Annotated in this window: 17 protein-coding genes; 11 read left to right on the top strand and 6 right to left on the bottom strand. The window is 54.0% G+C overall.

Annotated elements, in window-relative coordinates; genetic code table 11:
* Positions 1-2,638 precede the first annotated feature (2,638 nt).
* Positions 2,639-3,529: a methylenetetrahydrofolate reductase gene (metF, locus tag WKR14_RS02315; RefSeq protein WP_101056402.1), complete on the top strand. Its 891-nt coding sequence runs from the start codon at positions 2,639-2,641 to the stop codon at positions 3,527-3,529.
* A gap of 63 nt (positions 3,530-3,592) precedes the next feature.
* Here the strand turns inward: metF and WKR14_RS02320 are convergent, their stop codons facing one another.
* A complete protein-coding gene (locus WKR14_RS02320; RefSeq protein ID WP_339087726.1) occupies positions 3,593-5,440 on the bottom strand; it encodes a methyl-accepting chemotaxis protein in 1,848 nt (615 codons plus the stop codon).
* 351 nt (positions 5,441-5,791) lie between these two features.
* On the opposite strand from WKR14_RS02320, the gene slyA reads away from it, so the two are divergent.
* From slyA to WKR14_RS02345, 5 genes are all read left to right on the top strand, one after another.
* Positions 5,792-6,259 carry a transcriptional regulator SlyA gene (gene slyA / locus WKR14_RS02325; RefSeq protein WP_101056401.1) on the top strand — a complete coding sequence of 156 codons (468 nt, stop codon included), beginning with the start codon at positions 5,792-5,794 and terminating at the stop codon, positions 6,257-6,259.
* 10 nt (positions 6,260-6,269) lie between these two features.
* Positions 6,270-7,328, top strand: a complete 1,059-nt coding sequence (locus WKR14_RS02330; RefSeq protein ID WP_165564380.1) for an HlyD family secretion protein — start codon at positions 6,270-6,272, stop codon at positions 7,326-7,328.
* Positions 7,329-7,336: 8 nt separating this feature from the next.
* Positions 7,337-8,365 (top strand): DUF2955 domain-containing protein, encoded by a 1,029-nt coding sequence (locus WKR14_RS02335; protein WP_165564381.1) that lies wholly within the window; start codon positions 7,337-7,339, stop codon positions 8,363-8,365.
* A 288-nt stretch (positions 8,366-8,653) separates the two neighbouring features.
* On the top strand, positions 8,654-9,208 hold the full coding sequence (locus WKR14_RS02340) for a c-type cytochrome (RefSeq protein WP_224866007.1): 555 nt from the start codon (positions 8,654-8,656) through the stop codon (positions 9,206-9,208).
* Positions 9,209-9,217: 9 nt separating this feature from the next.
* On the top strand, positions 9,218-10,267 hold the full coding sequence (locus tag WKR14_RS02345) for a c-type cytochrome (protein ID WP_224865847.1): 1,050 nt from the start codon (positions 9,218-9,220) through the stop codon (positions 10,265-10,267).
* Between the two features lie 223 nt (positions 10,268-10,490).
* On the opposite strand, the gene WKR14_RS02350 is transcribed toward WKR14_RS02345, so the two are convergent.
* Positions 10,491-10,886, bottom strand: coding sequence for a hypothetical protein (locus WKR14_RS02350; protein WP_025010187.1), 396 nt, complete (start codon positions 10,884-10,886; stop codon positions 10,491-10,493).
* Between the two features lie 642 nt (positions 10,887-11,528).
* Between WKR14_RS02350 and WKR14_RS02355 the strand changes: the two genes are divergently transcribed.
* Together WKR14_RS02355 and WKR14_RS02360 are read left to right on the top strand one after the other, a co-directional pair.
* The gene (locus tag WKR14_RS02355; RefSeq protein WP_339087299.1) at positions 11,529-11,909 is read left to right on the top strand and encodes a GFA family protein; all 381 of its coding nucleotides are present in this window, start codon (positions 11,529-11,531) and stop codon (positions 11,907-11,909) included.
* Positions 11,906-12,112 carry a cysteine-rich CWC family protein gene (locus tag WKR14_RS02360; protein WP_101056395.1) on the top strand — a complete coding sequence of 69 codons (207 nt, stop codon included), beginning with the start codon at positions 11,906-11,908 and terminating at the stop codon, positions 12,110-12,112. The genes WKR14_RS02355 and WKR14_RS02360 overlap by 4 nt, the downstream gene beginning before the upstream one ends.
* A gap of 35 nt (positions 12,113-12,147) precedes the next feature.
* On the opposite strand, the gene WKR14_RS02365 is transcribed toward WKR14_RS02360, so the two are convergent.
* The 4 genes from WKR14_RS02365 to uvrA all read right to left on the bottom strand — a co-directional run bounded on the left by WKR14_RS02365 (position 12,148) and on the right by uvrA (position 18,387).
* A complete protein-coding gene (locus WKR14_RS02365; RefSeq protein WP_101056394.1) occupies positions 12,148-13,932 on the bottom strand; it encodes a DEAD/DEAH box helicase in 1,785 nt (594 codons plus the stop codon).
* A gap of 169 nt (positions 13,933-14,101) precedes the next feature.
* Positions 14,102-15,133: a M28 family peptidase gene (locus WKR14_RS02370; RefSeq protein ID WP_234554909.1), complete on the bottom strand. Its 1,032-nt coding sequence runs from the start codon at positions 15,131-15,133 to the stop codon at positions 14,102-14,104.
* A gap of 73 nt (positions 15,134-15,206) precedes the next feature.
* Positions 15,207-15,557: a hypothetical protein gene (locus WKR14_RS02375; protein WP_146225990.1), complete on the bottom strand. Its 351-nt coding sequence runs from the start codon at positions 15,555-15,557 to the stop codon at positions 15,207-15,209.
* A gap of 7 nt (positions 15,558-15,564) precedes the next feature.
* Positions 15,565-18,387 carry an excinuclease ABC subunit UvrA gene (uvrA, locus tag WKR14_RS02380; RefSeq protein ID WP_093983773.1) on the bottom strand — a complete coding sequence of 941 codons (2,823 nt, stop codon included), beginning with the start codon at positions 18,385-18,387 and terminating at the stop codon, positions 15,565-15,567.
* A 221-nt stretch (positions 18,388-18,608) separates the two neighbouring features.
* Between uvrA and WKR14_RS02385 the strand changes: the two genes are divergently transcribed.
* From WKR14_RS02385 to fdnG, 3 genes are all read left to right on the top strand, one after another.
* Positions 18,609-19,976 (top strand): MFS transporter, encoded by a 1,368-nt coding sequence (locus WKR14_RS02385; protein ID WP_101056391.1) that lies wholly within the window; start codon positions 18,609-18,611, stop codon positions 19,974-19,976.
* Positions 19,977-20,009: 33 nt separating this feature from the next.
* Complete coding sequence (gene ssb, locus WKR14_RS02390; RefSeq protein ID WP_165564386.1) at positions 20,010-20,711, top strand: single-stranded DNA-binding protein; 702 nt, start codon at positions 20,010-20,012, stop codon at positions 20,709-20,711.
* 891 nt (positions 20,712-21,602) lie between these two features.
* Entirely contained in the window at positions 21,603-24,617 is a 3,015-nt protein-coding gene (gene fdnG, locus WKR14_RS02395) for a formate dehydrogenase-N subunit alpha (RefSeq protein ID WP_234554920.1), read from the top strand.
* Position 24,618: the final 1 nt, after the last annotated feature.

Genomic DNA, 24,618 nt, shown 5'->3' on the forward strand with positions numbered 1-24,618 from the left:
AAGCTCGTCGCTAGGCGACACTCGCCAAACCACACCGGGCAAGGGGCTTTGCTTGTCCAAAGCCCCTTGCATCCCCAAGGACACCCCAACGTAGCCGAAATCCCCGCTGGCTTATGAAACAAATTGGCTACACTCAGGACTCGCCAAATGCATCCATGCATAAGGGCCAGCTCGCCTTCCTTGGCTCGCGCTCATAAACACACTCGCCACCAGCGAGCATTCGCCCTCAGCCACGTTATTTGCGCCACCGGCTTCCGGCGACACCGAGGGGGAATAGGTGCAACTCTGTTAGTCCTGAGTAGCTTGAAACATCTGAGGTATTTGCAGACATACACCTATTTCCAGGCACAGGCTCGCCTGTGCATAAGCCTGCGGCAGGCAATGGGAGACATCCGTTGCTGGAAGTTCAATCTATGTTATTTGGCTATTTTGAGCTGAAAACAATGATAGCCGCTGTTCCAGCGGCCTAAAGTCGTGGTGTTCCACACCACACCGGGCAAGGGGCTTTGCTTGTCCAAAGCCCCTTGCATCCTCAAGGACACCCCAACGTAGCCGAAATCCCCGCTGGCTTATGAAACAAATTGGCTACACTCAGGACTCGCATCCTTGCTCGACCTTCGAGCCTCGACATCCCTGTCTCGGCTACGCCAATTTGCAACAACGCCAGCGGCGGCTCCGAAGGGGGAATTGGTGCAATTCTGCAATCATAGCGTTGCTTGAAATTGCTTATATAGCTACAGACATACGCCTATTTCCAGGCACAGGTGAGACTGTGACCTTCCGAGCCAGGGATGGCGAGGCAGAGCTTACACGGATGTACTCGCAGCGAGTCACAGGATCGTCTGTGCATAAGCCTGCGGCAGGCAATGAGTAACATCCGTCGCCGGAAGCTCGGCCAATACTAACTTAGATACTCTTAGTTGGAAGCTATGATAGCCGCTGTGCCAGCGGCCTAAAGTCGTGGAGCAAATGCATCCATGCACAAGGGCCAGTTCGCCATCCCTGGCTCTCGCTCGTAAGCTCGTCGCTAGGCGACACTCGCCAAACCACACCGGGCAAGGGGCTTTGCTTGTCCAAAGCCCCTTGCATCCCCAAGGACACCCCAACGTAGCCGAAATCCCCGCTGGCTTATGAAACAAATTGGCTACACTCAGGACTCGCCAAATGCATCCATGCATAAGGGCCAGCTCGCCTTCCTTGGCTCGCGCTCATAAGCTTGTTGCTTCGCAACATTCGCCCTGCTCGACCTTCGAGCCTCGACATCCCTGTCTCGGCTACGCCAATTTGCAACAACGCCAGCGGCGGCTCCGAAGGGGGAATTGGTGCAACTCTGTTAGTCCTGAGTAGCTTGAAACATCTGAGGTATTTGCAGACATACACCTATTTCCAGGCACAGGCGGGACTGTGACCGTCGAAAACAAGGATGTTTTCGTCGAGGCTACATGGACGTATTCACGCCGTGTCACAGGCTCGCCTGTGCATAAGCCTGCGGCAGGCAATGAGTAACATCCGTCGCCGGAAGCTCGGCCAATACTAACTTAGATACTCTTAGTTGGAAGCTATGATAGCCGCTGTGCCAGCGGCCTAAAGTCGTGGATCAAGTGCATCCATGCATAAGGGCCAGTTCGCCATCCCTGGCTCTCGCTCGTTAGCTTGTCGCTAGACGACACTCGCCGCCCCACACCCGACCAAGAAGGGATCAACAGCAATCCCCTCTTGGATCTCCCTTGCCGCCCCACATGGTGTCGAAAGCCCCTTGGCCTAATGGCGCAAATAACTACCGCTTCAGACGCTCATCCCTGATTCGACTGTTGCTGCTTCGGCATCCATGCCTCAGTCACGTTATTTGCGCCACCGGCTTTCGGCGACACCGAGGGGGAATAGGTGCAACTCTGTTAGTCCTGAGTAGCTTGAAACATCTGAAGTATTTGCAGACATACACCTATTTCCAGGCACAGGTGAGACTGTGACCTTCCGAGCCAGGGATGGCGAGGCAGAGCTTACACGGATGTACTCGCAGCGAGTCACAGGATCGTCTGTGCATAAGCCTGCGGCAGGCAATGAGTAACATCCGTCGCCGGAAGCTCGGCCAATACTAACTTAGATACTCTTAGTTGGAAGCTATGATAGCCGCTGTGCCAGCGGCCTAAAGTCGTGGAGCTTCGCCCCACACCCGACCACGAAGGGATCAACAGCAATCCCCTCTTGGATCTCCCTTGCCGCCCCACACGGTGTCGAAAGCCCCTCGGCCTAATGGCGCAAATAACTACCGCTTCAGACGCTCATCCCTGATTCGACTGTCGCTGCTTCGGCATCCATGCCTCAGCCACGTTATTTGCGCCAACGGCTTTCGGCGACACCGAGGGGGAATCGGTGCAACTCTGTTAGTCCTGAGCAGCTTGAAATATTTGAGCGATTTGCAGACATACGCCTATTTTCCAGGCACAGGATCACCTGTGCGAAAGCTCTCCCAGGTGCAAAGCCGAGGCTTTGCAGAAACCCTCTTTAGTGGCTTTTATACTGATTAAGATAAATACACCTTTGAAGCCATCTTTGGGCTTGACTTCAATGACAGTTTCTCTAGTATGTGGACATATAGACGTCCAAACGTCCAGATAGACAGTTGAGGGAATTTTCAATGGCTTTTCATCACGCACAACATGCGCACTCGCTGAACCAGAGCTTGTCCGAGCTCAACGGCGACATCAATGTTTCTTTCGAGTTCTTTCCGCCCTCAACACCTGAGATGGAAACTTTATTGTGGAACTCAATTCAGCGCCTGGAGCCACTGAATCCCAAGTTTGTTTCTGTCACCTATGGTGCCAACTCAGGAGTGCGGGATCGCACTCACAGCGTGATCGAGCGGATCCAGCAGGAAACCGAGCTGGTGGCGGCGCCGCACCTGACATTGGTGGATGCCAGTGATGAAGAGTTACTGGAGTTGGCGCGTCATTACTGGAACAGCGGTATTCGTAACATAGTGGCGCTGCGAGGCGATCTGCCGGAAGGCAGCCCCAAGCCGACACGTTTTGCCTCAGATTTGGTGCGTTTGCTGCGCTCGGTCGCCGACTTTGATATTTCGGTGGCTGCCTATCCTGAGGTGCACCCGGATGCGACCAATGCTCAGGCCGACCTTATCAACCTGAAGCGCAAGATTGAGGCCGGTGCCAGCCGTGCCATCACCCAGTTTTTCTTCGATGTGGAGTCTTATCTCAGGTTCCGCGACCGTTGTGTGGCCGCCGGCATTGATGTGGAAATTGTTCCCGGGATATTGCCTGTGGGCAACTTCAACCAGCTTAAGCGTTTCGCCGCCATGACCAATGTGTCTTTGCCGGGATGGCTGCACCGCCAGTTTGAAGGTTTGGATAACGATCCCGGTACCCGGGCGTTGGTGGGCGCCAACGTGGCCATCGACATGGTCAAGGTGCTTTCCCGTGAAGGAGTGAAAGATTTCCACTTCTATACCCTGAACCGCGCCGAGCTCACCTATGCCATCTGCCATACACTGGGAGTGCGTCCAGGCAAGTGATGGCCTCTCAGTGAACCTTTGATAAAAGGAAGCCCACCAACAGGTGGGCTTGTCTTTAGTGAGTTAAACCTTGAATTGGCTGACCAACTGCTTGAGGCGTACCGACAGCTGCGCCAGCTCTTCACCGGCGACGGCTATCTGGGCTGCGCTTTCACTGCCCTGAGCCACGCCATCATTGATATTATTGAGATTGCGATTGATCTCGGCCGAGACGGCGCACTGCTCGTTGGCGGCGCTGGCTATCTGGATATTCATCTGGGTGATGGCGGAAACCGCGGCGCGGATCTCATTGAGAGCCGCATCGGCGTTTTGCACTTCGGCAACACACTTATCCATGGTTTGATTACTGCTCTGCATCACACCGACGGCTGACTGCGCCCCTTGTTGCAGGGTTTCAATCATCTGTTGAATTTCGGTTGTCGATGCCTGGGTGCGGCTCGCCAGGGTGCGTACTTCATCGGCTACCACGGCAAAGCCCCGTCCCTGCTCGCCGGCCCTGGCCGCTTCAATGGCGGCATTGAGTGCCAGCAGGTTGGTTTGATCGGCAATGTTGCGGATCACTTCCAACACTGAGTCTATCGCCTGACTGTCCTGCTCTAGCTGGTCGATAGCTGCCGCGGCGCCGCGGATCTCTGACTCCAGCCCGGCCATCAGCTCAACCACACTGTTGACCACCTGTTTACCTGAATCTGTGGCGGTATCGGCTTGCTCTGCCGAGTCGGCGGCAACAGTGGCATTTTGGGCGACCTCCTGAACCGTGGCGGCCATCTCGTTCATGGCGGTAGCCACTTGTTCGGTTTCCCTTTGCTGCTGCTCGGCGCTGTGGCGGCTGTCGCTGGTGATGCCGGACATCTCTTCGGCTGAGGTTGCCAGTGAGTCCGTGGCTTGAGTCACTTGCTGAATAGTTTGCTGGATTTTGGCGACAAACAGATTGAATGCCCGCGCCAGATCGGCAATTTCATCCTTGCTGCTCACCTCGATACGCTTGGTCAGGTCGCCTTCCCCTTGAGCGATGTCTTCCATGGCGCTGGTGGTTTGCGCTATAGGGCGGGTGATGCTGCGGGCAATAAAGAAGGCGATAACGGCGCCCGCCAACAGCGCTATGGCACCAATGGCCACCAACTTGAGTTTGATATACCAGAGGCTGGCTTCCGAGTGGCTGCGATCCATGGCGATCGCCAGTACGCCAATGGGATTATCGGAAAAGTCAGTCACCTGATGCAGGTAGAGGACATGACTATTGTTATTCAGACTTATCAAAGACTTGTCAGCTTTTCCCTGTTGTACTTTCTGCAGCAGCGCCGTGTCTTTGAAAGCCGCTGTTTCAAAGGTTCCGCCAAAACGGCGGTAACCGCTGCTGTCAGGTGTCAGCAGGGCAATTTCGGCTTGGTAATTCTGTTTGAAGGCATCGAAGAAAGGTTGGCCAAATGACATGCCAAACTCAACCGAACCTGTATGTTGTCCCTGATAAGTCATAGGAGCCAGGCCGCGGATCCCGAGGCCGGCTACCCCCTTCTCGAGTCCCATTATCGGTTGCTTGCTGTTGTTGGTCTGCACTACCGTTTGGCGAAACCCAGAGAGATCGTCACCGAACTTTTCCGGTTTATGTACCCTGAGGAAGGAGGTGGCCGGTGGCAGATGGAATTGAAACTGCTGCACGGCAAAATCCCGCTTCAACGGGACAAACAGTTGTTGGCTGCGGTTGTTGAGTGAATCCCTTTCGCCGAAGGCGAATTCCTGTTGCATTTCCGGGGTATTGGCCACCACAGTGGCCAACGCCTCGGCCAATTTGCCTGAAGAGTCTATTTCAGCAATCGCGGTTTGATATAGCTTATGCAGTTCACGCTGCTCGGCATTATCAATTTGGCCGGAAAATTCCGACAGTACCAAGGGCATGATAAAGCTCATCATGGCGATAAGCACGGCGCAGATCCCCAGCACGATTCGAGTGCCGATTTTTAGATGTGAGAACAAGTTAGCCTCCAGGCATGGGAGTGATGAAACGAGTGCGGCGGCTTGACGTGGCCTGGTAATCGCCACGATCTTGCGCCGGGCTCATTGTACCTTCCCAGGTTCAAACAAGGTTGAATAATTATAGTGAGCCAGGTGTTAAGCAATTGCGACTTATGACAAATTTTTGCTCCGATCCGTTTACTTACTGAGCAGATGTGCGAGGCAGATCGGGTTTATTTTCGATCGGCTATTTACTTAGCAGGCTAAATAAATAAAATGCTTAGCCTGCTAATTAATTAGTGAGTCGAGATGCACAGATATATAGAACAGCTGACCGAGACCTCTCTGGGAGAGCGCTTGGGGCGTTTACACCGTTTATGGCGCATGGTCGCCGACAATGAATTGGCTCCTTTGGGGCTGACCCATCCCCGTTGGACCGCGCTGTGGAAGTTGAGACGCATGGGCGACCACATCAGTCAAAAGCAGTTGGCCGAGTCGCTGGAAATTGAATTGCCTTCTTTGATGCGGACCCTGGGTCAGTTGGAGCAGCAAGGGCTAATCTCCCGCCACAGCTGCGAGCATGACAAAAGGGCTCGCATCGTTTCCATGACGGCTGAAGGTGAAGAAGTTATTCGCTCCATGGAGGCCAGAATCATCCAGGTACGGGCCAAGTTGTTGGCGGGCATAGATCCGAATGAGCTGGCTCATTTTGAAGCTGTGATCACCAGGATTTGCGATAACGCCCAACATCAGCTGCAGCAAGAGCAAGCGAAATGAGAGAGACTTTATGACGCCAGATCAACAATTTGCCAGACTCGTTAAATTTTCCATGGTGGGCTTTGTGCTGGTCTTTGCCTATTTCATGTTGGCGGATCTGGAGATGCCGCTGACGCCACAGGCGATGGCGACCCGCACTGTGGTCAAGGTAGCCCCCCAAGTGAGCGGCCCGGTGCAATCTGTGGCCGTAGCCAACAATCAACATGTAGAGACCGGGCAGTTACTCTTCGCCATTGACCCGGCTCCTTTTGAGCTCGCGCTGGAGCAAGCCAAACTGGCGCTGGAGCAGGCGGTGCAGGATAACGCCGAGCTGGATGCTGCCATAGAGGCTGCCAGCGCCGATGTCAGCGCCAATGAGGCCATGTTGCAACAGAAACAACGTGAGGCCAGGCGCCTGGATGCCCTCTATGCCAGTAATGGTGTGTCACGCCAGCTCAAGGATCAGGCCGATACCGATGCCAGCTCGGCACAAGCAAAGTTGGTGGCTTCCAAGGCGCAGTTGGCTAAACTCAAGGTTTCCCGGGGAACAGCCGGGACAGAGAACCTCAAGTTACGTCAGGCCCGCAGCCGTTTGGCTCAGGCTGAATTGGATCTGAGTTACACCAAGGTGCTGGCAGAACACGAAGGCATAGTGACTAATCTGCAACTGGCGAGTGGCAGCATGGCCAACAAGGGCCAACCTGTATTGGCCCTGGTGTCGGAGCAGATGGATATCATTGCCGATTTTCGCGAGAAAACTCTCAGGGGAGTTGAGCCGGGCACTGAAGCCTGGGTGGCGTTCGATGCCGAACCAGGCAGACTCTACCCCGCCAGAGTCAGTAGCCGCGATGCCGGTGTCAGCGCCGGACAATTCGATGCTAACGGCATGTTGGCGACGCCGACCGAGTCGGATCGTTGGGTGCGGGATGCTCAGCGTCTGCGACTGCACTTTGAACTCCTGAGTGAAGAACACCCCATGTTGGCCGCTGGCTCCCGTGCTACCGTACAACTGCTGCCGGACAATAGTTTCTATCGTTTCATGGCCAAGCTGCAGATCAAGGCAGTCAGCCTGCTGCACTACATTTATTGAGGTGGCCGATGATCTTGCGTCACCACCCCTTGACTCAGAATGAGCTGCGCCAGTGCCTGCGCATCGCCACAGGTGCCAGTCTGGGCTTTCTGATCTGTAAGCTGATGAATTGGAACTATGGGGTGTTTTACACAGTTACCCCCATGTTGTTGCTGGGACTGGTGCCAGTGATGAACGGCCATGCCGCACGCCAGTTGCTGGCCGCGGCTGTTGTCTGTGGGATCGAGGTGGGCATCATAGGCGGTTTGTTTGGCAGCCATCCGGCACTGATGACCTTGATTGTCTTTGTGCTGTTTCTGTATCGCTTTGCCTGTATGTCCCGTGGCGCCCTGTTTCTGTTTGGTGCCAATGGAGTGATCAGCCTCAGCATCATGCTGCATTTTGCCAGTTATCCGGATACCGATCTTAACGATCTCATCTTCGGTAATTTTTGGGCCAGTGTGCTGTCTGTGCTGATAGCTTATTTGATGACAGTGCTGATCCCGGATGTTGAGCCTCGCAGTGCTTATGTGCCCGGGCCCAAACAGCCCCACAGAATGCGCCATGAAGCTTTGATGGGGGCCAGCGTCGCAACCCTGTCGTTTCTGATATTCCAGGCTTTCGATCTGCGCGATTCCATGTCGGCGCAGGCTACTACACTGCTGTTGCTGTTTCCCATGCATTGGAACGGTGCCCTCGACTACGCTCGCAAACGGGCAATGGGCACTGTGCTCGGGGTGGTATATGGTATGGCGGTGCAGCTGTTGCTGTATGACTGGTCAGGTGTGCTTTTGTTGGTTGTACCTATGCTCTGGTTCGGTACTTTGTTGTTTGCCCAGGCTCATGTCAAAGAGGCCAGTGGTTCGGCGGTGGGCTTTGGTGCCATGACCACCTTAGGGATATTGTTCGGTCAATATCTGACTCCGGGTAATGATCTGATCTTCAGTGCCCTGTATCGGGTGAGTAGCATTCTGGTGGCCATAGTCGGTACCCTGTTGGCTTGTTATCTGTTACATCATTTCCTCAATAGCTTTGAGACGACCCGCTTTGGAGAGTAACTACCTCTAAACGAGAATCGTTATCCAATACATTGTTAGAAAAGGGTTTTTTATAAAACTCAAATCGTAAGCAAATATTTCAAAGCTTGGGATTTATTTGAGCTGCAAACCTTATGGCATCTGGATTATGTCCGATCTCTCCGGTTTTTTGATGTTTATCGCAAACTTCTCATATATGTGATTTGGATCTATGCTATAGCACTTACTCATTTTGGGGGATAACAGATGAAATCAATCACGCTCGCCGCAGGTGGTCTGCTGCTGTTGGCTCAGTCCATAGGAACCGCTATGGCAGCAGAGCCGGCTATGCCACCGCAGGCCGCGCTTTGTGGCAGTTGCCACGGCCCTCAGGGACAGGGCGTAGAGCCGTTGGGCCCAAGACTCGCCGGACTCTCAAGCCAATATATTCAACAACAAATCAAGCTGTTTCAGGCAGGAACCCGCCAAAACGCTACCATGATGCCTATGGCCATGACCCTGCAAGGGGATGAGGTTATCGGCCAGGTGGCGGATTACTTCGCGGCCCAGAGTGTCGCTGAAGTCAAACCCCAGCTCAGAGGTGAGCAAGTGGTATTTGCCGATCCGACCGAAAAACTGGTGTACCAGGGCGACTGGACCCGGAACCTACCCGCTTGTGTGACTTGTCATGGCCCTTCAGGCCTGGGTGGCGGCACTTTCCCCAGGCTTGCCGGTCAGCAAGCCAGTTATATCAAGACTCAACTGCACGCTTGGCAGGATGGCAGCCGTAAAGGCGATGTCGATGGCATGATGGAGCATGTTGCCAAACAGCTCAGCAGCGCCGAAATCGACGCTATTGCCAGTTATTTTGCCAATCTCAAGTAAGGACGCAGCATGAAAAAATCTACTCTGTTTATCATGGGTGCTGTGGCCGCAATTACAGCTCAGGCCCAGGCCGAGAATCTGCCCGATCGTCAGGCGCAACTGCCTTCTTCACCCAAGGTTCAAGGGCAGGAATATCTGATCCCCAGACCTCTGGATGCGATTCCGGCCGGTGCTTTTGGTGATAAGGTACGTCAGGGCTATCAGCTGTTCGTCAATACTCAGCAACTGCGCGACAAATACGTCGGCAATGAGTTGAACTGTGTCAACTGCCATATGGATGCCGGTCGTAAGCCCAATGCTTCTCCTATCTGGGGCGCTTACTTCGCTTATCCTGCCTATCGGAAGAAGAACGATAAGGTCAACAGCTTCGAAGAGCGTATTCAGGGCTGTTTTACCTATTCAATGAACGGCAAGGCGCCAGAGAGCGGCAGCCCTGAGTTGGTGGCCTTGTCTGCCTATGCCTATTGGCTTGGGGTAGGTGGCTTGATGGATCAATACGGCGTCAAAGGCGAAGTGCCTGAACTGGCCGATGCCGAGCTTATCAAGGGCGGCAAACGGGAAGACTTCCCCATCCCTGAAGCTATTAAGCAGCAGTTGACGGTAGAGCAACGCGCCAATTTGCCGGGCAGGGGTTACCCTTCAATCCCCAAACCTGAATTGGCTTATGATCCAGCCCGTGGTGAGCAGGTTTATCAGGCTCATTGCCAAGCATGTCATGGCGCCGATGGTCAGGGCCAAGCGATAGCCGGTGTATATGCCTTGCCACCACTTTGGGGGCCTCAGAGCTTTAACTGGGGCGCCGGAATGCACAGGGTTAACACGGCGGCCTTCTTTATCCACGAGAATATGCCGCTGGGCAAGAGTATGCAGCTAACCACTCAGCAAGCCTGGGATGTGGCCGCCTATATCAACTCCCATGAGCGTCCTCAGGATCCCCGCTTCAAAGGAAAGCTCGAGGAAACCCAAGGCAAGTATCACAAGCATGCCGGTTACTACGGCAAAGAGGTAAAGGGTACCTTGCTGGGCCAGGAGGCTTATCCCATCTTCCCCAAGAAGTAGTAAGGCAAGAGCCTTAATCTATTCGGCGCGCCATCAGGCGCGCTTTTTTTGTTTGGCAGTACAGGGTTGGGAACTTGACTCTGTGGCTTTAGCCCTAGGGGCTGGCAATGGACTGGCTTAAGCCACTAAAAAGTAAAAGGCCGGTCTCAGGGGGAGGACCGGCCTTGGATACAGATGGGCCTCAAATGGAGATGAGCCCAGGTATCACGCTCTGCTTAGATGATCAGAGGTTGTTTTCCAGGTACTGGCGGATAGCTGTGTCGTTGAAGACACAGGCATGGTTGCCGCCGAAACCGACTTCGAGAGCGAAAACGCCATCGCCGATACGCATGTTCTTGGCTTCTTCGGCATTGTCGTTGATGTTCTTTATATGCAGGGTTTTGATCTGCGCAACAATCTCTTCCTTGGCGTCCTGGTCGTTGGCGAGTTCTCTGAACGCGGATTTGACACGATCCAGTGCATAGGTGGGCACATACATGATCTCTTTGGCGCTGTCGAAGCTGTCCCAGTCAAAGGTTACGTCCAGGTCGGCATCCAGAATGCTTTTTATGTCCTGCTTGAACTCAACCACATACTGCTCTTCGATAGAGCGCTTCCATTGTTTTTCTTGTAAACCCATTATTTCCTTCTCTATAAGTTGAGGAGAGCGCGTACTGGCTACTCAAGCAACCGATTTACGCCCCCAAATCATATCCCTTGGTTTGTTTCCAAGGAGGTAAACCGGGGCCAGTCTACCTATTTTGTGGCATGGGATCCATAGGGTTATAACCGAAAAATGCTTCCTTAAAAATAAATTAAAAACTCAGCTAATCAATGAGATTGGTTGTTTATGTCCGGTGACAGGCTATTTGTTCGCGAATAGAAACACTCGTTGGCAACTCTCTAGCGGCGATGACAAATCCTCGCTGTTATAGGGGCGGAAAGCAGCTTGGCCGCTATGCTTAGCGTCATACTGAGGCGGTGGTCGCCCGCGCCTTATCACTGACTCCTGGGGGGGAATTCGGCATTGACTTGAGCTGGGGCGCAGTAGATGTGGGCCGCAGTTTGCTCCATTATGATGGGGAGTCTTGGCTATTGGCTGCAGCAATATCGGGGGAAATGCTTACTCTTTGTTGGGAAGATTACTTTCTTTAGCTTGGCAGTTCAGCTGCTGTCTATTGGCAAGGGTTTTTCCCTGGGGCAAGATGAATTCAGCCGTATGCCGTTTTGCTCGAATTATCAGCATAAGCTTGCCCGTTCAATCAGGATTACAAGGATTGTCATGACTCAGACTCACTATATTGCCCGTTGCCATTGTGGCGGGGTTCAGTTGGCGCTCACTTTTCCCGAAGGAGTGAACAATGTTCGTCGTTGTGATTGCTCCATGTGTCGCCGCCGCGGTGCGCCGGTAGCTTCTGTGTCCTTGGCCAATCTCAAGCTGGTTAGCGGTGCAGAGCTCACCAGCTGTTATCAGTTCAATACCCATACCGCCAAACATTATTTCTGTAGTCGCTGCGGTATCTATACTCACCATCAAAGGCGCTCGAATCCAGAGGAGTATGGCGTTAATCTGGGGTGCATCAACGACTTGGATCCTTTTACTTTCAAGGATGCTCCCGTGATGGATGGCATCAATCATCCCGCTGACAGGGAGGCTTCATGACCGAAAAGTCCGCTGCTCGCTGCCCTGTATGTCAACAAGCCAACCAATGCGCCATGGCGGCAGGTACAGATCCTGCGCTTTGCTGGTGCATGAAGGCTGATTTTAGTTACCTGGAACTGACCCTGCGGGATATTCCCAAGCACAGTTGTATCTGCCGACACTGCTTAATCAATATAAAGAAAAATGCCGCTCACCATGAGTGAGCGGCATTTTTACCGAGTTGATTTAATCCGCTGGATCAGCTGCGGTCATCACGACGACGGGGCTTACGATCCGGACGGCGTTCGCCCGAGTGCTTGCGAGGGCGACGAGCAGGGCGCTGTTCACCTTCGAAGCTCTGGCTACCTGCTTCACGGATATTAATAGGCTTGCCGCATACCCGAACTTTCTTCAGGTGCGCCAGTACGTCTTTAGGCATACCGGCAGGCAGATCGACTGTAGTCAGAGAGTCAAACAGTTGGATTTGGCCTATGTAACGGCTGTCTATGCTGGCTTCATTGGCGATGGCACCCACGATATTGCCCACACCCACTCCGTGCTCACGACCCACATCCAGTACATAACGGCACATCTGCAGATCCGGGTTATCCTTCAGGGAATCGGCCTTGCCGAGATCGCCGGGAACCGGACGAGAGTCACGACGGCGCGAACCACGATCGTCGCGTGAGCTACGATCATCACGGCTGTCACGCTGACGCTCCTGGATCGGAGGCAACTGCAGCGGACGCTCCTGCTGTACTTGTTGCAGCAGTGCGGCCGCCAGAATATCTGTGTCCACTTCCAACTGCTGACACAGTTGAGCCACGGCGCCCTTCATAAAGTCCAGCTCTTCGTTGGCTATGGTGGCAGCTACCTGATCGCCCAAACGTGACAGACGGCGCTCGGCCACAGTCTCAGGGCTTGGAACCTTCATTGGAGAAATACGGCTGTTGGTGGCACGCTCAATGGTGCGCAGCATGCGCATCTCTCTGTGAGTCACAAACAGAATCGCCATCCCGGTACGACCGGCGCGGCCGGTACGACCGATACGGTGTACATAGGCTTCGGTATCGTAAGGGATGTCATAGTTGACCACGTGACCGATACGCTCAACGTCCAGACCACGGGCAGCAACGTCGGTGGCAATCAAAATGTCCAGCTTACCGGACTTGAGTTGATCCACGGCGCGCTCACGGGCCTGTTGATTCATATCACCGTGCAGTGGTGATGAGGCGTAACCGCGGGCTTCCAGCTTCTCGGCCAGTTCCACACAGGAGTTACGGGTACGCACGAAGATGATGATACCTTCGGTGTTTTCCACTTCGAGCACACGTACCAGGGCTTCCAGTTTATTGTGCTGAGACACCTGTACAAAACGCTGCTCAATGGAGTCAACCGTGGTGTGGCTGGCGGCAATGCTGATGGTGGCTGGGTTGTTCAGGTGCTTGTTGGCAACCCGCTTGATCTGCTCAGGCATAGTGGCAGAGAACAGTGCCAGCTGACGCTCGGCCGGAGTATGATCCAAGATCCACTCGATATCGTCGATAAAGCCCATTTTCAGCATTTCATCGGCTTCATCCAGCACCAGAGCCTTGAGGCTATCGAGCTTGAGGGTGCCACGGCGCATATGGTCCATGACTCGGCCTGGAGTACCAACGACTACCTGAGGGCCGCGACGCAGCGCCTGCAGCTGTTGGTGCATGCTTTGACCGCCATAGATAGGCAGTACATGGAAACCTTTCATGAATTTGGCATAGCTTGAGAAAGCTTCAGCTACCTGTACCGCCAGTTCGCGGGTCGGTGCCAGCACCAGAATTTGCGGTGCGTTGAGGTTATGATCTGTTGCATTAAGCAGAGGCAGAGCGAAGGCACCGGTTTTACCTGTACCTGTCTGTGCCTGGCCAAGAATATCCTGGCCCGCCATCAGGGGGGCGATACTCGCGGCTTGAATTGGGGTCGGGTTCTCGTAGCCGAGCTCATCTAGAGCACGCAGCAATGCCTCGGAGAGGCCGAGTTCCCGGAAAGTTTTTTCACTGGATGACATGGGTTGTAGCCTTGTGGACGCGTCTGGATGACGCAGAAAGTTTCACAGACAGAAAATCAACCCCGTGTCGATTTCCCGCACCGAAAACGCCAGATTATAACAGCGAAATCTGCTATTTTCCACGACTAAAGGTGTTTTTATGGCAAATTTAAAGCAAATAGTAGGCCAACTATCGGTTTTGTAGCTGTTCCGATGGCAGTCGCAGCAGCAGATCGGCCGCTTCGGTCACGGCGCCGATAAAAGGATAATCCAGTCTGTCGGGCGTGTCATCACGGGTATGGTACAGGGCGTGGGCGGGAACGCCGAAATAGAGCCAGGGGATCCCAGCCTGGTGGAAGGGATAATGATCCGAGGCCCTGAGCCAGTCGCTGCGCTGCACGCTGCGACCAATAGGGCGCGGATGACTGGGGCGAATGCACAGCCCTGTGCCCGCCATCAGATAGGCGCTGAAGTCATCATAGTGGCGGAAATAGCGGCTGCCTTCGAGGTAGATGGCATAGGGAAGCCCGGGCCTGCCTATCATATCCAGATTGACCGCCAGCGAGATGTGCTCGGCAAAACCGCTTTGTTGCAATGCGCTCACCAAGGCCTTGCTGCCATAGAGTCCGGGTTCTTCGGCGTCACTGGCAATAAATAGCAGGTTATAGCGACTGGGCGCTTGTTTGACTCTTCGGGCTATGGCCAACAAGGCCGCCACGCCAGAGGCGTTGTCGTCGGCTCCCGGATAAAAGCCCGGGCCGCGATCGCCCAGGTGATCATAGTGGGCAATCAGCAGGCGCCACTCAGTGGTCGGTTCGGCAGCCGGCAGCCAGCCCAAAAGGTTGATGCCCCGAGCGTCGGCAAAGCCATCGACATAGTTGAATGAGTGTTGAAAGCCGCTCAGAGTCTCGGCCAGGGGCGGAAATACCGAAGTGAGCGGCTGCAGGCCGATTTGTTCAAAGCGCTCTGTGAGGTACTCGCGGGTCAGCGCAGCGCCTTGGGTGCCGCTGCGCCGACCTTGCAGCCTGGGCGAGGCAAGCACTTCGATATCCTGTTGCAGCTGCTTTGTCTCGGCCCAGTTCAGTTGAATCTCAGCGCCGCAGCGTTCGGGCGAACTGCTGCAACCGGCAGCAAGCATCGGCAATATCAATAGGAGTGCCCACAGCGGAGAGCGAATAGAGAGTGCCCACAGCGGCGGGTGGATAGAGAGTGTCATCGGCATCCTGCCTCCGGCAAGGGTAATCAACTCAAGCTATGTTGCAGTTTATACCATTCTCCGAGACAGGTTTGCCTGCTTATTTCGCGGCTTGTGCCACGCCGCCCTGATAGCCGGGCGGTAGGGGATTGCCGCCATGGCTGGCCGAAGGCGTATCTGCCTCTGCTCGGCCTTTGAGCTTGAATACCTCTATTCCCGATACCAAATGACGCTTGGCGCCTATGGTGACCAGAGTCGCCGGGGGCAGGGCACTGGGTTCAACCAGCGCAGTGCGGCCATCGGGCAGGGCGACGGTAGTGCCATCCGGGCCGGAATGGACCACTTCACCCAAATAGCGTTTGCAGTTGCCTACCAAGGGGTCCAAGGCTGCCAGTAATAAACCCGCCATACAGATAACCAGGGCCAATAACAGTAGTCTGTTGCCTGTCACAGTCACCTCACAGCATAGGTTTAAGGAAGCGGGCGGTATGGGACTCTGGATGCTCGGCTACCTGCTCCGGGGTGCCGGCCACCAGAATAGTGCCGCCACCCGAACCACCTTCCGGCCCCAGATCCACTATCCAGTCGGCTGTCTTGATCACATCCAGATTGTGTTCAATCACCACTATGGTGTTGCCCTGGGACTTGAGTCTGTGCAGTACATCCAGCAGCAGTTGGATATCGGCAAAGTGCAGCCCTGTGGTGGGTTCATCCAGAATATAGAGGGTCTTACCTGTATCCCGCTTCGACAGCTCTTTAGCCAGTTTGACCCGCTGAGCCTCGCCGCCGGAAAGGGTGGTGGCGCTCTGGCCCAAACGTATATAAGACAGACCGACATCCATCAGGGTTTGCAGTTTACGGGCAATGGCCGGCACCGCATCGAAGAACACACGGGCTTCCTCGACCGTCATCTGCAGCACTTCGTGAATGTTCTTACCCTTGTACTTCACTTCCAGCGTTTCACGGTTGTAGCGCTTGCCCTTACAGACATCGCAAGGCACGTACACATCCGGCAGGAAGTGCATCTCTACTTTGATAAGGCCGTCACCCTGACAGGCCTCACAGCGGCCGCCCTTGACGTTGAAGGAGAAACGCCCCGGCTGATAGCCGCGGGTACGGGATTCCTGAGTCGCCGAAAACAGCTCGCGGATCGGGGTAAATATGCCGGTGTAGGTGGCCGGATTGGAGCGCGGCGTGCGGCCTATGGGGCTTTGATCTATGTCCACCACCTTGTCGCACAGCTCCATGCCCTCGATACGCTCATAGGGCGCCGGCTCTTCGGCGGTGGCGCCGTTGAGCATGCGATGGGCAATCTTGAAGAAGGTGTCGTTGATCAGGGTAGACTTGCCTGAGCCGGATACCCCGGTGACACAGGTCAGCAGTCCGACAGGGATCTCCAGATCCACCTGCTTGAGGTTGTTGCCGCTGGCACCGAACAGCTTGATCATCTTGCCGGGATCGCAGGGCACCCGACCTCCGGCCACAGTGATTTTTTTCTTGCCGGACATATATTGGCCGGTAACAGATGCTTCACAGGCCATGATGGCGTTGATGTCACCGTCACAGATCACTTCACCGCCATGCACCCCGGCGCCGGGGCCGATATCAATAATATGATCCGCCATGCGGATGGCGTCTTCATCGTGTTCAACCACAATCACAGTGTTGCCCAAGTCCCGCAGGTGAGTGAGGGTGTTGAGCAGGCGCTCGTTGTCGCGCTGATGCAAACCAATCGAAGGTTCATCGAGTACATACATCACCCCGACCAGACCGGCGCCAATTTGGCTGGCCAGACGGATCCGCTGCGCCTCGCCACCTGAGAGGGTTTCTGCCGAACGAGACAAACTCAGGTAGTTGAGGCCGACATTGACCAAAAAGCCCAGGCGATCGCCCACTTCCTTGAGGATCTTCTCGGCTATCTGTGCCTTTTGCCCCTCAAAGCCCAGGGTGGCGAAGTAGTCGCTGGCCTCGCCAATGGACCAGGTGGTCAACTCCGGCAGATTGATATTGCCTATAAACACATTGCGGGCCTCTTCGCGCAGGCGTGAGCCGCCACAACTGGAACAGGCCTGATTGCTGATGTACTTGGCCAGCTCTTCACGCACCGAGTTGGACTCTGTCTCCCGGTAGCGTCTGTCCATGTTATTGAGGATGCCCTCGAACGGGTGGTTGCGAACCACTACATCGCCGCGGTCGTTGATATAACGGAAGGCGACATTCTCTTTGCCTGAGCCATAGAGCACTATCTTCTTCACTTTGGCGGGGAGATCGCCAAAGGGGGTTTCCACATCGAAGCCGTAATGCTCGGCCAGTGAGGTGAGCATCTGGAAATAGTAGAAGTTGCGTCTGTCCCAGCCACGAATGGCGCCGCCGGCCAGCGACAGCTCGTCGTTGGTGATCACCCGATCGGGATCGAAAAACTGCTGTACCCCGAGGCCGTCACAGGTCGGGCAGGCACCGGCGGGGTTGTTGAAGGAAAACAGCCTGGGTTCCAACTCGGCCATGGAGTAACCACAGTGAGGGCAGGCGAAGTTGGCGGAGAACAGCAACTCTTCATTGCTGCCTTCCTCCATGCTGGCTACAGTGGCCACACCGCCGGACAGCTCCAGTGCGGTTTCGAAAGATTCCGCCAGCCGCTGCTGCAGATCTTCGCGTACCTTGAAGCGGTCAACCACCACATCGATATTGTGTTTTACATGCAGATCCAGTGGCGGCGGGTCGGACAGATCGCACACCTCGCCATCGATCCGGGCGCGAATATAGCCCTGGGCCGCCAGGTTCTCCAGTAATTTGACATGCTCACCCTTGCGGCCCTGCACTACGGGAGCCAACAGCATCAGGCGCTCGCCTTCGGGGCGTTCCAGTACCTTGTCTACCATCTGGCTGACAGTTTGTGCCGCCAGCGGCTGGCCGTGAACCGGGCAACGAGGCTCGCCCACACGGGCAAACAGCAATCTGAGATAGTCGTAGATTTCGGTAATGGTTCCCACGGTAGAACGGGGGTTGTGGGAAGTGGACTTCTGTTCAATCGAGATCGCCGGGCTCAGGCCTTCGATATGATCCACATCCGGTTTTTCCATCAGGCTCAAAAATTGGCGGGCATAGGCCGACAGGGATTCCACATAGCGCCGCTGACCTTCGGCGTAGAGGGTATCGAAGGCGAGAGAAGATTTACCCGAACCAGATAAGCCTGTAATAACAATGAGTTTGTCTCGGGGAATGGTCAGATTGATGTTCTTGAGATTGTGGGTTCTGGCACCGCGAATGTCTATCTTGTCCATCAGTCTCTACTTTGGCTAATCACTGGAGAAAAAGAGCACAAGTATCACATATTTTGCGCTGTGCCGATAGCGGCGGCGCATTTGTCCTACTGACAGCATACTGTCAGTAACAAGCCTTCAGTCGTGGGCTGAGGGCGACTTGGGTTTTTCTCTTTGAGCTGTTCAAAACCTTCGTGGTAACATGCGCTCCCTTAAAAAATTCTTAATCCAGGGCATAAACTATGGCCAACGGTGGACTTTCCGGCACAGAAAGAAAAGTCGCGTTCTCATTAGCCAGTGTATTTGGGCTGCGCATGATGGGCTTGTTCATGATCATGCCTGTCTTCGCGCTCTATGGACAAGATCTCAAAGGCTTCTCACCTCTGTGGGTGGGTATTGCCATCGGCGCCTATGGTCTGACTCAAGCGATACTGCAGATCCCCATGGGGATACTGTCAGACAGAATTGGCCGCAAGCCGGTTATCCTCGGCGGCCTGTTGGTGTTTGCCCTCGGCAGTGTCCTGGCGGCTATGTCCGACAGTATTTACGGCGTTGTCGCCGGCCGTGCTCTGCAGGGTATGGGCGCCATCGCCGCCGCGGTGCTGGCATTGGCGGCGGATCTTACCCGGGATGAGCAACGCACCAAGGTGATGGCTATCATAGGTATGTGCATAGGTTTCTCCTTTGCCTTGTCGCTGCTGGTGGGGCCTGTGGTGGCGCAGCATCTTGGGCTATCGGGCTTGTTTGCCCTGACTGCGGGCCTGGCGCTGCTGGGTATGCTGATAGTGCAACTGCTGGTGCCCAACCCTGTGGCCCATGCGCCCAAGGGCGATACCATGGCGGAACCGGGCAAGCTGAAAAATATGCTTAAAGATCCGCAGTTGTTTCGCCTCGATGCCGGTATTTTTATTCTGCATTTGGTGCTGACGGCGGTATTCGTGGCATTGCCGCTGGACTTGGTGGACGCAGGTCTTGTTAAAGAAAAGCACTGGATGCTGTATTTTCCGGCCTTTGTCGGCGCCTTCTTTTTGATGGTGCCGCTGATCATCATCGGCGTGAAGCGCAACAATACCAAGGGGATGTTTCAGTTTGCTTTGTTGATCATGCTGGCCTCTTTGCTGGCGATGGCGCTGTTTTCCCATAGTCTTTGGGTGTTGGCGTTGGCCATAGTGGCCTTCTTTACCGGCTTTAACTACTTGGAAGCCTCGCTGCCCAGCCTGATCGCCAAATTTTGTCCCGTGGGAGCCAAAGGCTCTGCCATGGGGGTGTATTCCACCAGTCAGTTTCTCGGCGCCTTCTGTGGCGGTTTGCTCGGTGGTGGCGCCTATCAAATCATGGGCGCTGCCGGAGTGTTTAGCGTGGCAGTGGTGCTGCTGATTATCTGGCTGGCATTGACCCTGGGAATGAAAAATCCTGTGCTGCTCAAGAGTTATACTCTAGAGGCCCAAGTGAGTGGCCGTGAGCAGGCGCAGAAGATGGCCGCCGAGCTTTCTCAATTGCCGGGGGTTGCCGAAGCCATAGTGGTTTTGGAAGAAAGAGTCGCTTACCTCAAGGTGAACGATCAATTCGATTTAAGACAAGCCAGAGCTGTGTTAGGCTCTGTCAATTAAGCTAAGTTTAAGTGAAAATCGCAGGAGATTTCGATGGCCAGTCGTGGTGTTAATAAGGTAATTCTGGTGGGCAATCTGGGGCAGGACCCAGAGGTGCGCTACATGCCAAACGGCAACGCCGTAGCGAATATCACAGTGGCCACCAGTGAGTCATGGAAGGACCAACAGGGCCAACAGCAAGAGCGTACCGAGTGGCACAGGGTTGTCATGTTCGGCAAGCTGGCTGAAATTGCCGGTGAGTACCTGCGCAAAGGCTCACAAGTGTATCTGGAAGGCAAGCTGCAGACCCGCAAGTGGAAAGATCAGAGCGGTCAGGATAAGTACACCACTGAAGTGGTTGTCGATATGGGCGGTACCATGCAGATGCTGGGTGGCCGTAACCAAAATCAAGGTGGTATGAGCCAGGGCGGCAATCAGGGCGGTATGAACCAAAACCAAGGTGGTTACGGCGGTGGTCAGGCACAGTCTCAATACAATGCGCCACAGCAGTCCGGCGGCTATCAGCCCAAGCCTGCTCAGCAACCACAACAGCCACAGCAACCACAGCAGCAGTACAACGCGCCGCAGCAGCAAAGCTATGGTCAGCAGCAGAACTCAGGTTATGCGCCCAAGCCACAGCAGCCAGCGCCACAACAGGCGGCTCCACAGCAGCGTCCGGCACCACAGCCTCAGCCACAACAGCAGAACTACACGCCGGATCTGGATGACGGCTGGGATGATGATATCCCATTCTGAGGTCTATTGGAGATAGGCACTTGTGCTTGATACCAGAAAAAGCCACTGCAACTGCAGTGGCTTTTTGCTTGGCGCCTTTCGAGCGATAGGTGCTGCTCTTTTGCGGTAATAGCTTGAGGCTCGGGATTGAGCTATTGCTGTTTGGCTCCGTCTCCTTGAACCTGACCAGGCCTTTAGCAATATTATCGACGTCATGAACGGTTTACTGAGATGCTTTCCTGATAGGTACAGATGAGCTTTGGGTCTCAAGTCAGTGCCCGCTATGCCTGATTCGCCAATAGCGGCAGGATATTTTTGATAAAAATTGACAATCTTTACATTTGTGAGTGGCTTATCTGTTGTTTAGTGTTTGATGGTTTTTTAGGCGGTGGGTCAATTTGACTTGATGGCGGTTATTCTGCTCCCCCGGTTGGCTACTGCAGATAGTGTAAAGGTGTTACTGATGTAATACTTTGTTTTATCTGTTATATTCGTTCATTCAGTTATTTCCCCTTGTCTTAGTTGTCGGCTTTTTTAGCACTATCCTTTTCTCTTTCCCGTCGATTGAACCTCAGTTAATGGTGCTTTATCCTGCCTTTTTCGCTGTTGGGACAAAATTTACCTATATGTTTGGACAAAATGTCTTTTGGTGTGTTTTTTGTTCGTTTTGGTGGTATAGGCTATTTCTTGTTTGATTTTTGGGTTTTAATTCTGATCTTTATTGTGTTTATGGTTCAATTTGTCATAGCTACCCCTTTGTGATCTTGGTCTCGTGTCATTATTTGTTATCCTGAGTGTCTTTAAGGATAATCTTACGCAGAGTGTGGTCTTTGATTCGACTGCACTTGGCAGGTCGCAGCCAAGGGTTGCGACCCCAATCAAAACTCATAACGACAAGAGTGTGAGGACGCTATGAACAGACGTCAGTTTTTCAAACTGTGCGCTGCCGGGGCGGCAACTTCAGCCATATCTGCGCTGGGGTTGTTGTCCGAGAAGGCTTATGCTGCAGTTCGGGAATTCAAACTACTCAGAGCTAAAGAGACCCGCAACAACTGCCCGTATTGCTCGGTGGGTTGTGGCTTGCTTATGTATAGCCAAGGCAGCGGTGGCAAAAACTCTGAACATGCCATTTTTCATATTGAAGGTGATGCCGATCATCCGGTAAACCGTGGGGCGCTCTGCCCTAAAGGCGCAGGCCTGGTGGACTATGTCAACAGTCCGCACCGTCTGCAGTACCCTGAGTATCGCGCTCCGGGCAGTAATGAATGGAAGCGCATCAGTTGGGGCGAAGCTTACAAGCGTATTGCCCGTTTGATGAAAGACGACCGTGATGCCAACCTGATTGAGAAAAACGCCGATGGCGTAACAGTCAACCGTTGGTTGACCACAGGGATGATGACCTCATCCGGAATGGCGAACGAGAGTGGTTTTGCGACTCAAAAGTTTGCTCGTTCTCTTGGCTTAGTCGCCATCGATACCATTGCACGTAACTGACACTCCCCAACGGTAGCAAGTCTTGCTCCAACATTTGGGCGCGGTGCCATGACCAACCACTGGATCGACATCAAGAACTCTAATGTAGTGATCATTATGGGCGGTAATGCTGCAGAAGCGCACCCTGTCGGTTTCGGCTGGGTCACGGAAGCTATGCAACATAACAATGCCAAATTGATTGTGGTTGACCCTCGTTTCAACCGTAGTGCTGCTTTGGCCGATCACTATGCTCCTATCCGCTCAGGCACAGACATTGCGTTCTTGCTGGGTGTGATCCGCTATCTGATCTCCACCAACCAGATCAACTTCGATTATGTGAAGGCCTATACCAACGCCAGCTATCTGGTGCGGGAAGACTTTGAATTCCACGAAGGTCTGTTCTCAGGTTTTGATGAAGAGAAGGGCGACTACGATAAAGAATCCTGGTTCTATCAACTCGACGAAAACGGCTATGCCAAGGTGGATGAATCCCTTGAGCATCCACGTTGTGTGTGGAACCTGCTGAAACAGCACGTAGAACGTTACGACTTTGCCACTGTCAGCAACATCACAGGGACACCGGTAGACGACTACCAAGTGGTCTGTGAGGCGATTGGCAGCACTTACACCAAAGACAGGGCGGCGACCTTTATGTATGCCCTGGGCTGGACTCACCATAGTAAGGGTGCGCAGAACATTCGTACCATGGCCATGGTGCAGTTGCTGTTGGGTAACATTGGCCAGTTGGGCGGTGGGGTTAACGCCTTGCGTGGTCACGCCAACGTTCAGGGCTCGACCGATATGGGTCTGCTGTGTCAGAGCTTACCGGGCTACCTTAAGCTGCCCAATGATAAAGACGTCAATCTGCAGACTTATCTGGGCCACTATACGCCTAAGCCGTTGCGTCCGGGTCAAACCAACTATTGGCAAAACTATCCCAAGTTCTTTATTTCGCAAATGAAGGGCTTCTGGGGCGAGCATGCCACAGCTGAAAACGACTTTGGTTATGACTGGTTGCCTAAGTGGGATCAGATGTATGACTTTGGCCGCTATCTCGACATGATGTATCGCGGTCAGATCAACGGTTGTATTGTGCAGGGGGTTAACGCGATTAACTCTATGCCTAACCGCAACAAGAACCTCAAGGCGCTGAGCAAGCTCAAGTATTTGATCGTATTGGATAACTTGGCATCTGAAACTGCGACCTTCTGGCAAAATGAGCCGGATTACAACGAAGTTGATACCGCCAGTATCCAAACGGAAGTGTTCCGTCTGCCCACAACCTGTTTTGCCGAGGAAGAAGGTTCCATCGTCAACTCGGGTCGCTGGATGCAGTGGCATTACAAGGGTGCCAATGCTCCCGGTGAATCCATGCCCGACTCTGAGATTGTGGCCGGTATTTTGCTGGAGCTGAAAAAGCTGTATCGCGAAGAGGGCGGCAAACTGCCTGAGCCTGTGGCGGCGGTCAAGTGGGACTATGCCGATCCGCACAACCCAAGCTCGGTGGAGCTGACCAAAGAGTTGAACGGATACGATGTTAACACCGGCCGTCAACTGAGCAGCTTTAGTGAACTCAAGGACGATGGCAGCACCGCCTGTGCCTGTTGGATCTATGCCGGTTCCTGGACCGAGCAAGGCAACCAGATGGCACGCCGTGACAACCATGATCCATCCGGCAAGGGGATTACCCCTGGATGGGCATTTGCTTGGCCTGCCAACCGCCGAGTGCTCTACAACCGCGCCTCTTGTGATGTCAACGGTAAGCCTTGGGATCCAAACCGCACCATAGTCGAGTGGAAAGATGGCAAGTGGGAAGGCATAGACGTGCCTGACTTCAACGCCAAGCTCAATCCACAGGACAGCGCGCACCCATTCATCATGCAGGCAGAAGGTGTGGGCCGTTTGTTCGCCCTGAAGCTGCTGAAAGAAGGGCCGTTCCCTGAGCACTATGAGCCGGTGGAATCACCAATCGGGACCAACCCATTGCATCCTAAAGTGGTGCACAGCCCAGTGCTGCGTTGGTTTGAGGGTGTGAAAGAAACCATAGGCACCAAAGAGGAGTTCCCTTACGCCTGTACCACATACTCGCTCACTGAACACTTTAACTTCTGGACGACTCACTGCCGTTTGGCGGCGATCTCCATGCCAGAGACCTTTGTGGAAATGAACGAGCAGTTGGCAGCAGAAAAAGGCATCAAGAATGGTGATTTGGTGAAGGTGAGCTCCAAGCGTGGCCACATCTTTACCAAGGCTCTGGTGACCAAGCGTTTGCAGCCACTGCAAGTCAATGGTCAAACGGTACACACCCTGGGTATTCCACGTCACGGTAGTCATAACGCCCTCACCAAGAAGGCATATACCTGTAACGTGCTGACCACAGAGATGGGTGATGCCAACACGGGTGTTCCTGAGTACAAAGCGTTCCTGGTGAACGTTGAGAAGGCGGAGGTCTGAT

Origin of the sequence: Shewanella chilikensis, assembly GCF_037953065.1 — a bacterium.
GTDB classification, from domain to species: domain Bacteria; phylum Pseudomonadota; class Gammaproteobacteria; order Enterobacterales; family Shewanellaceae; genus Shewanella; species Shewanella chilikensis.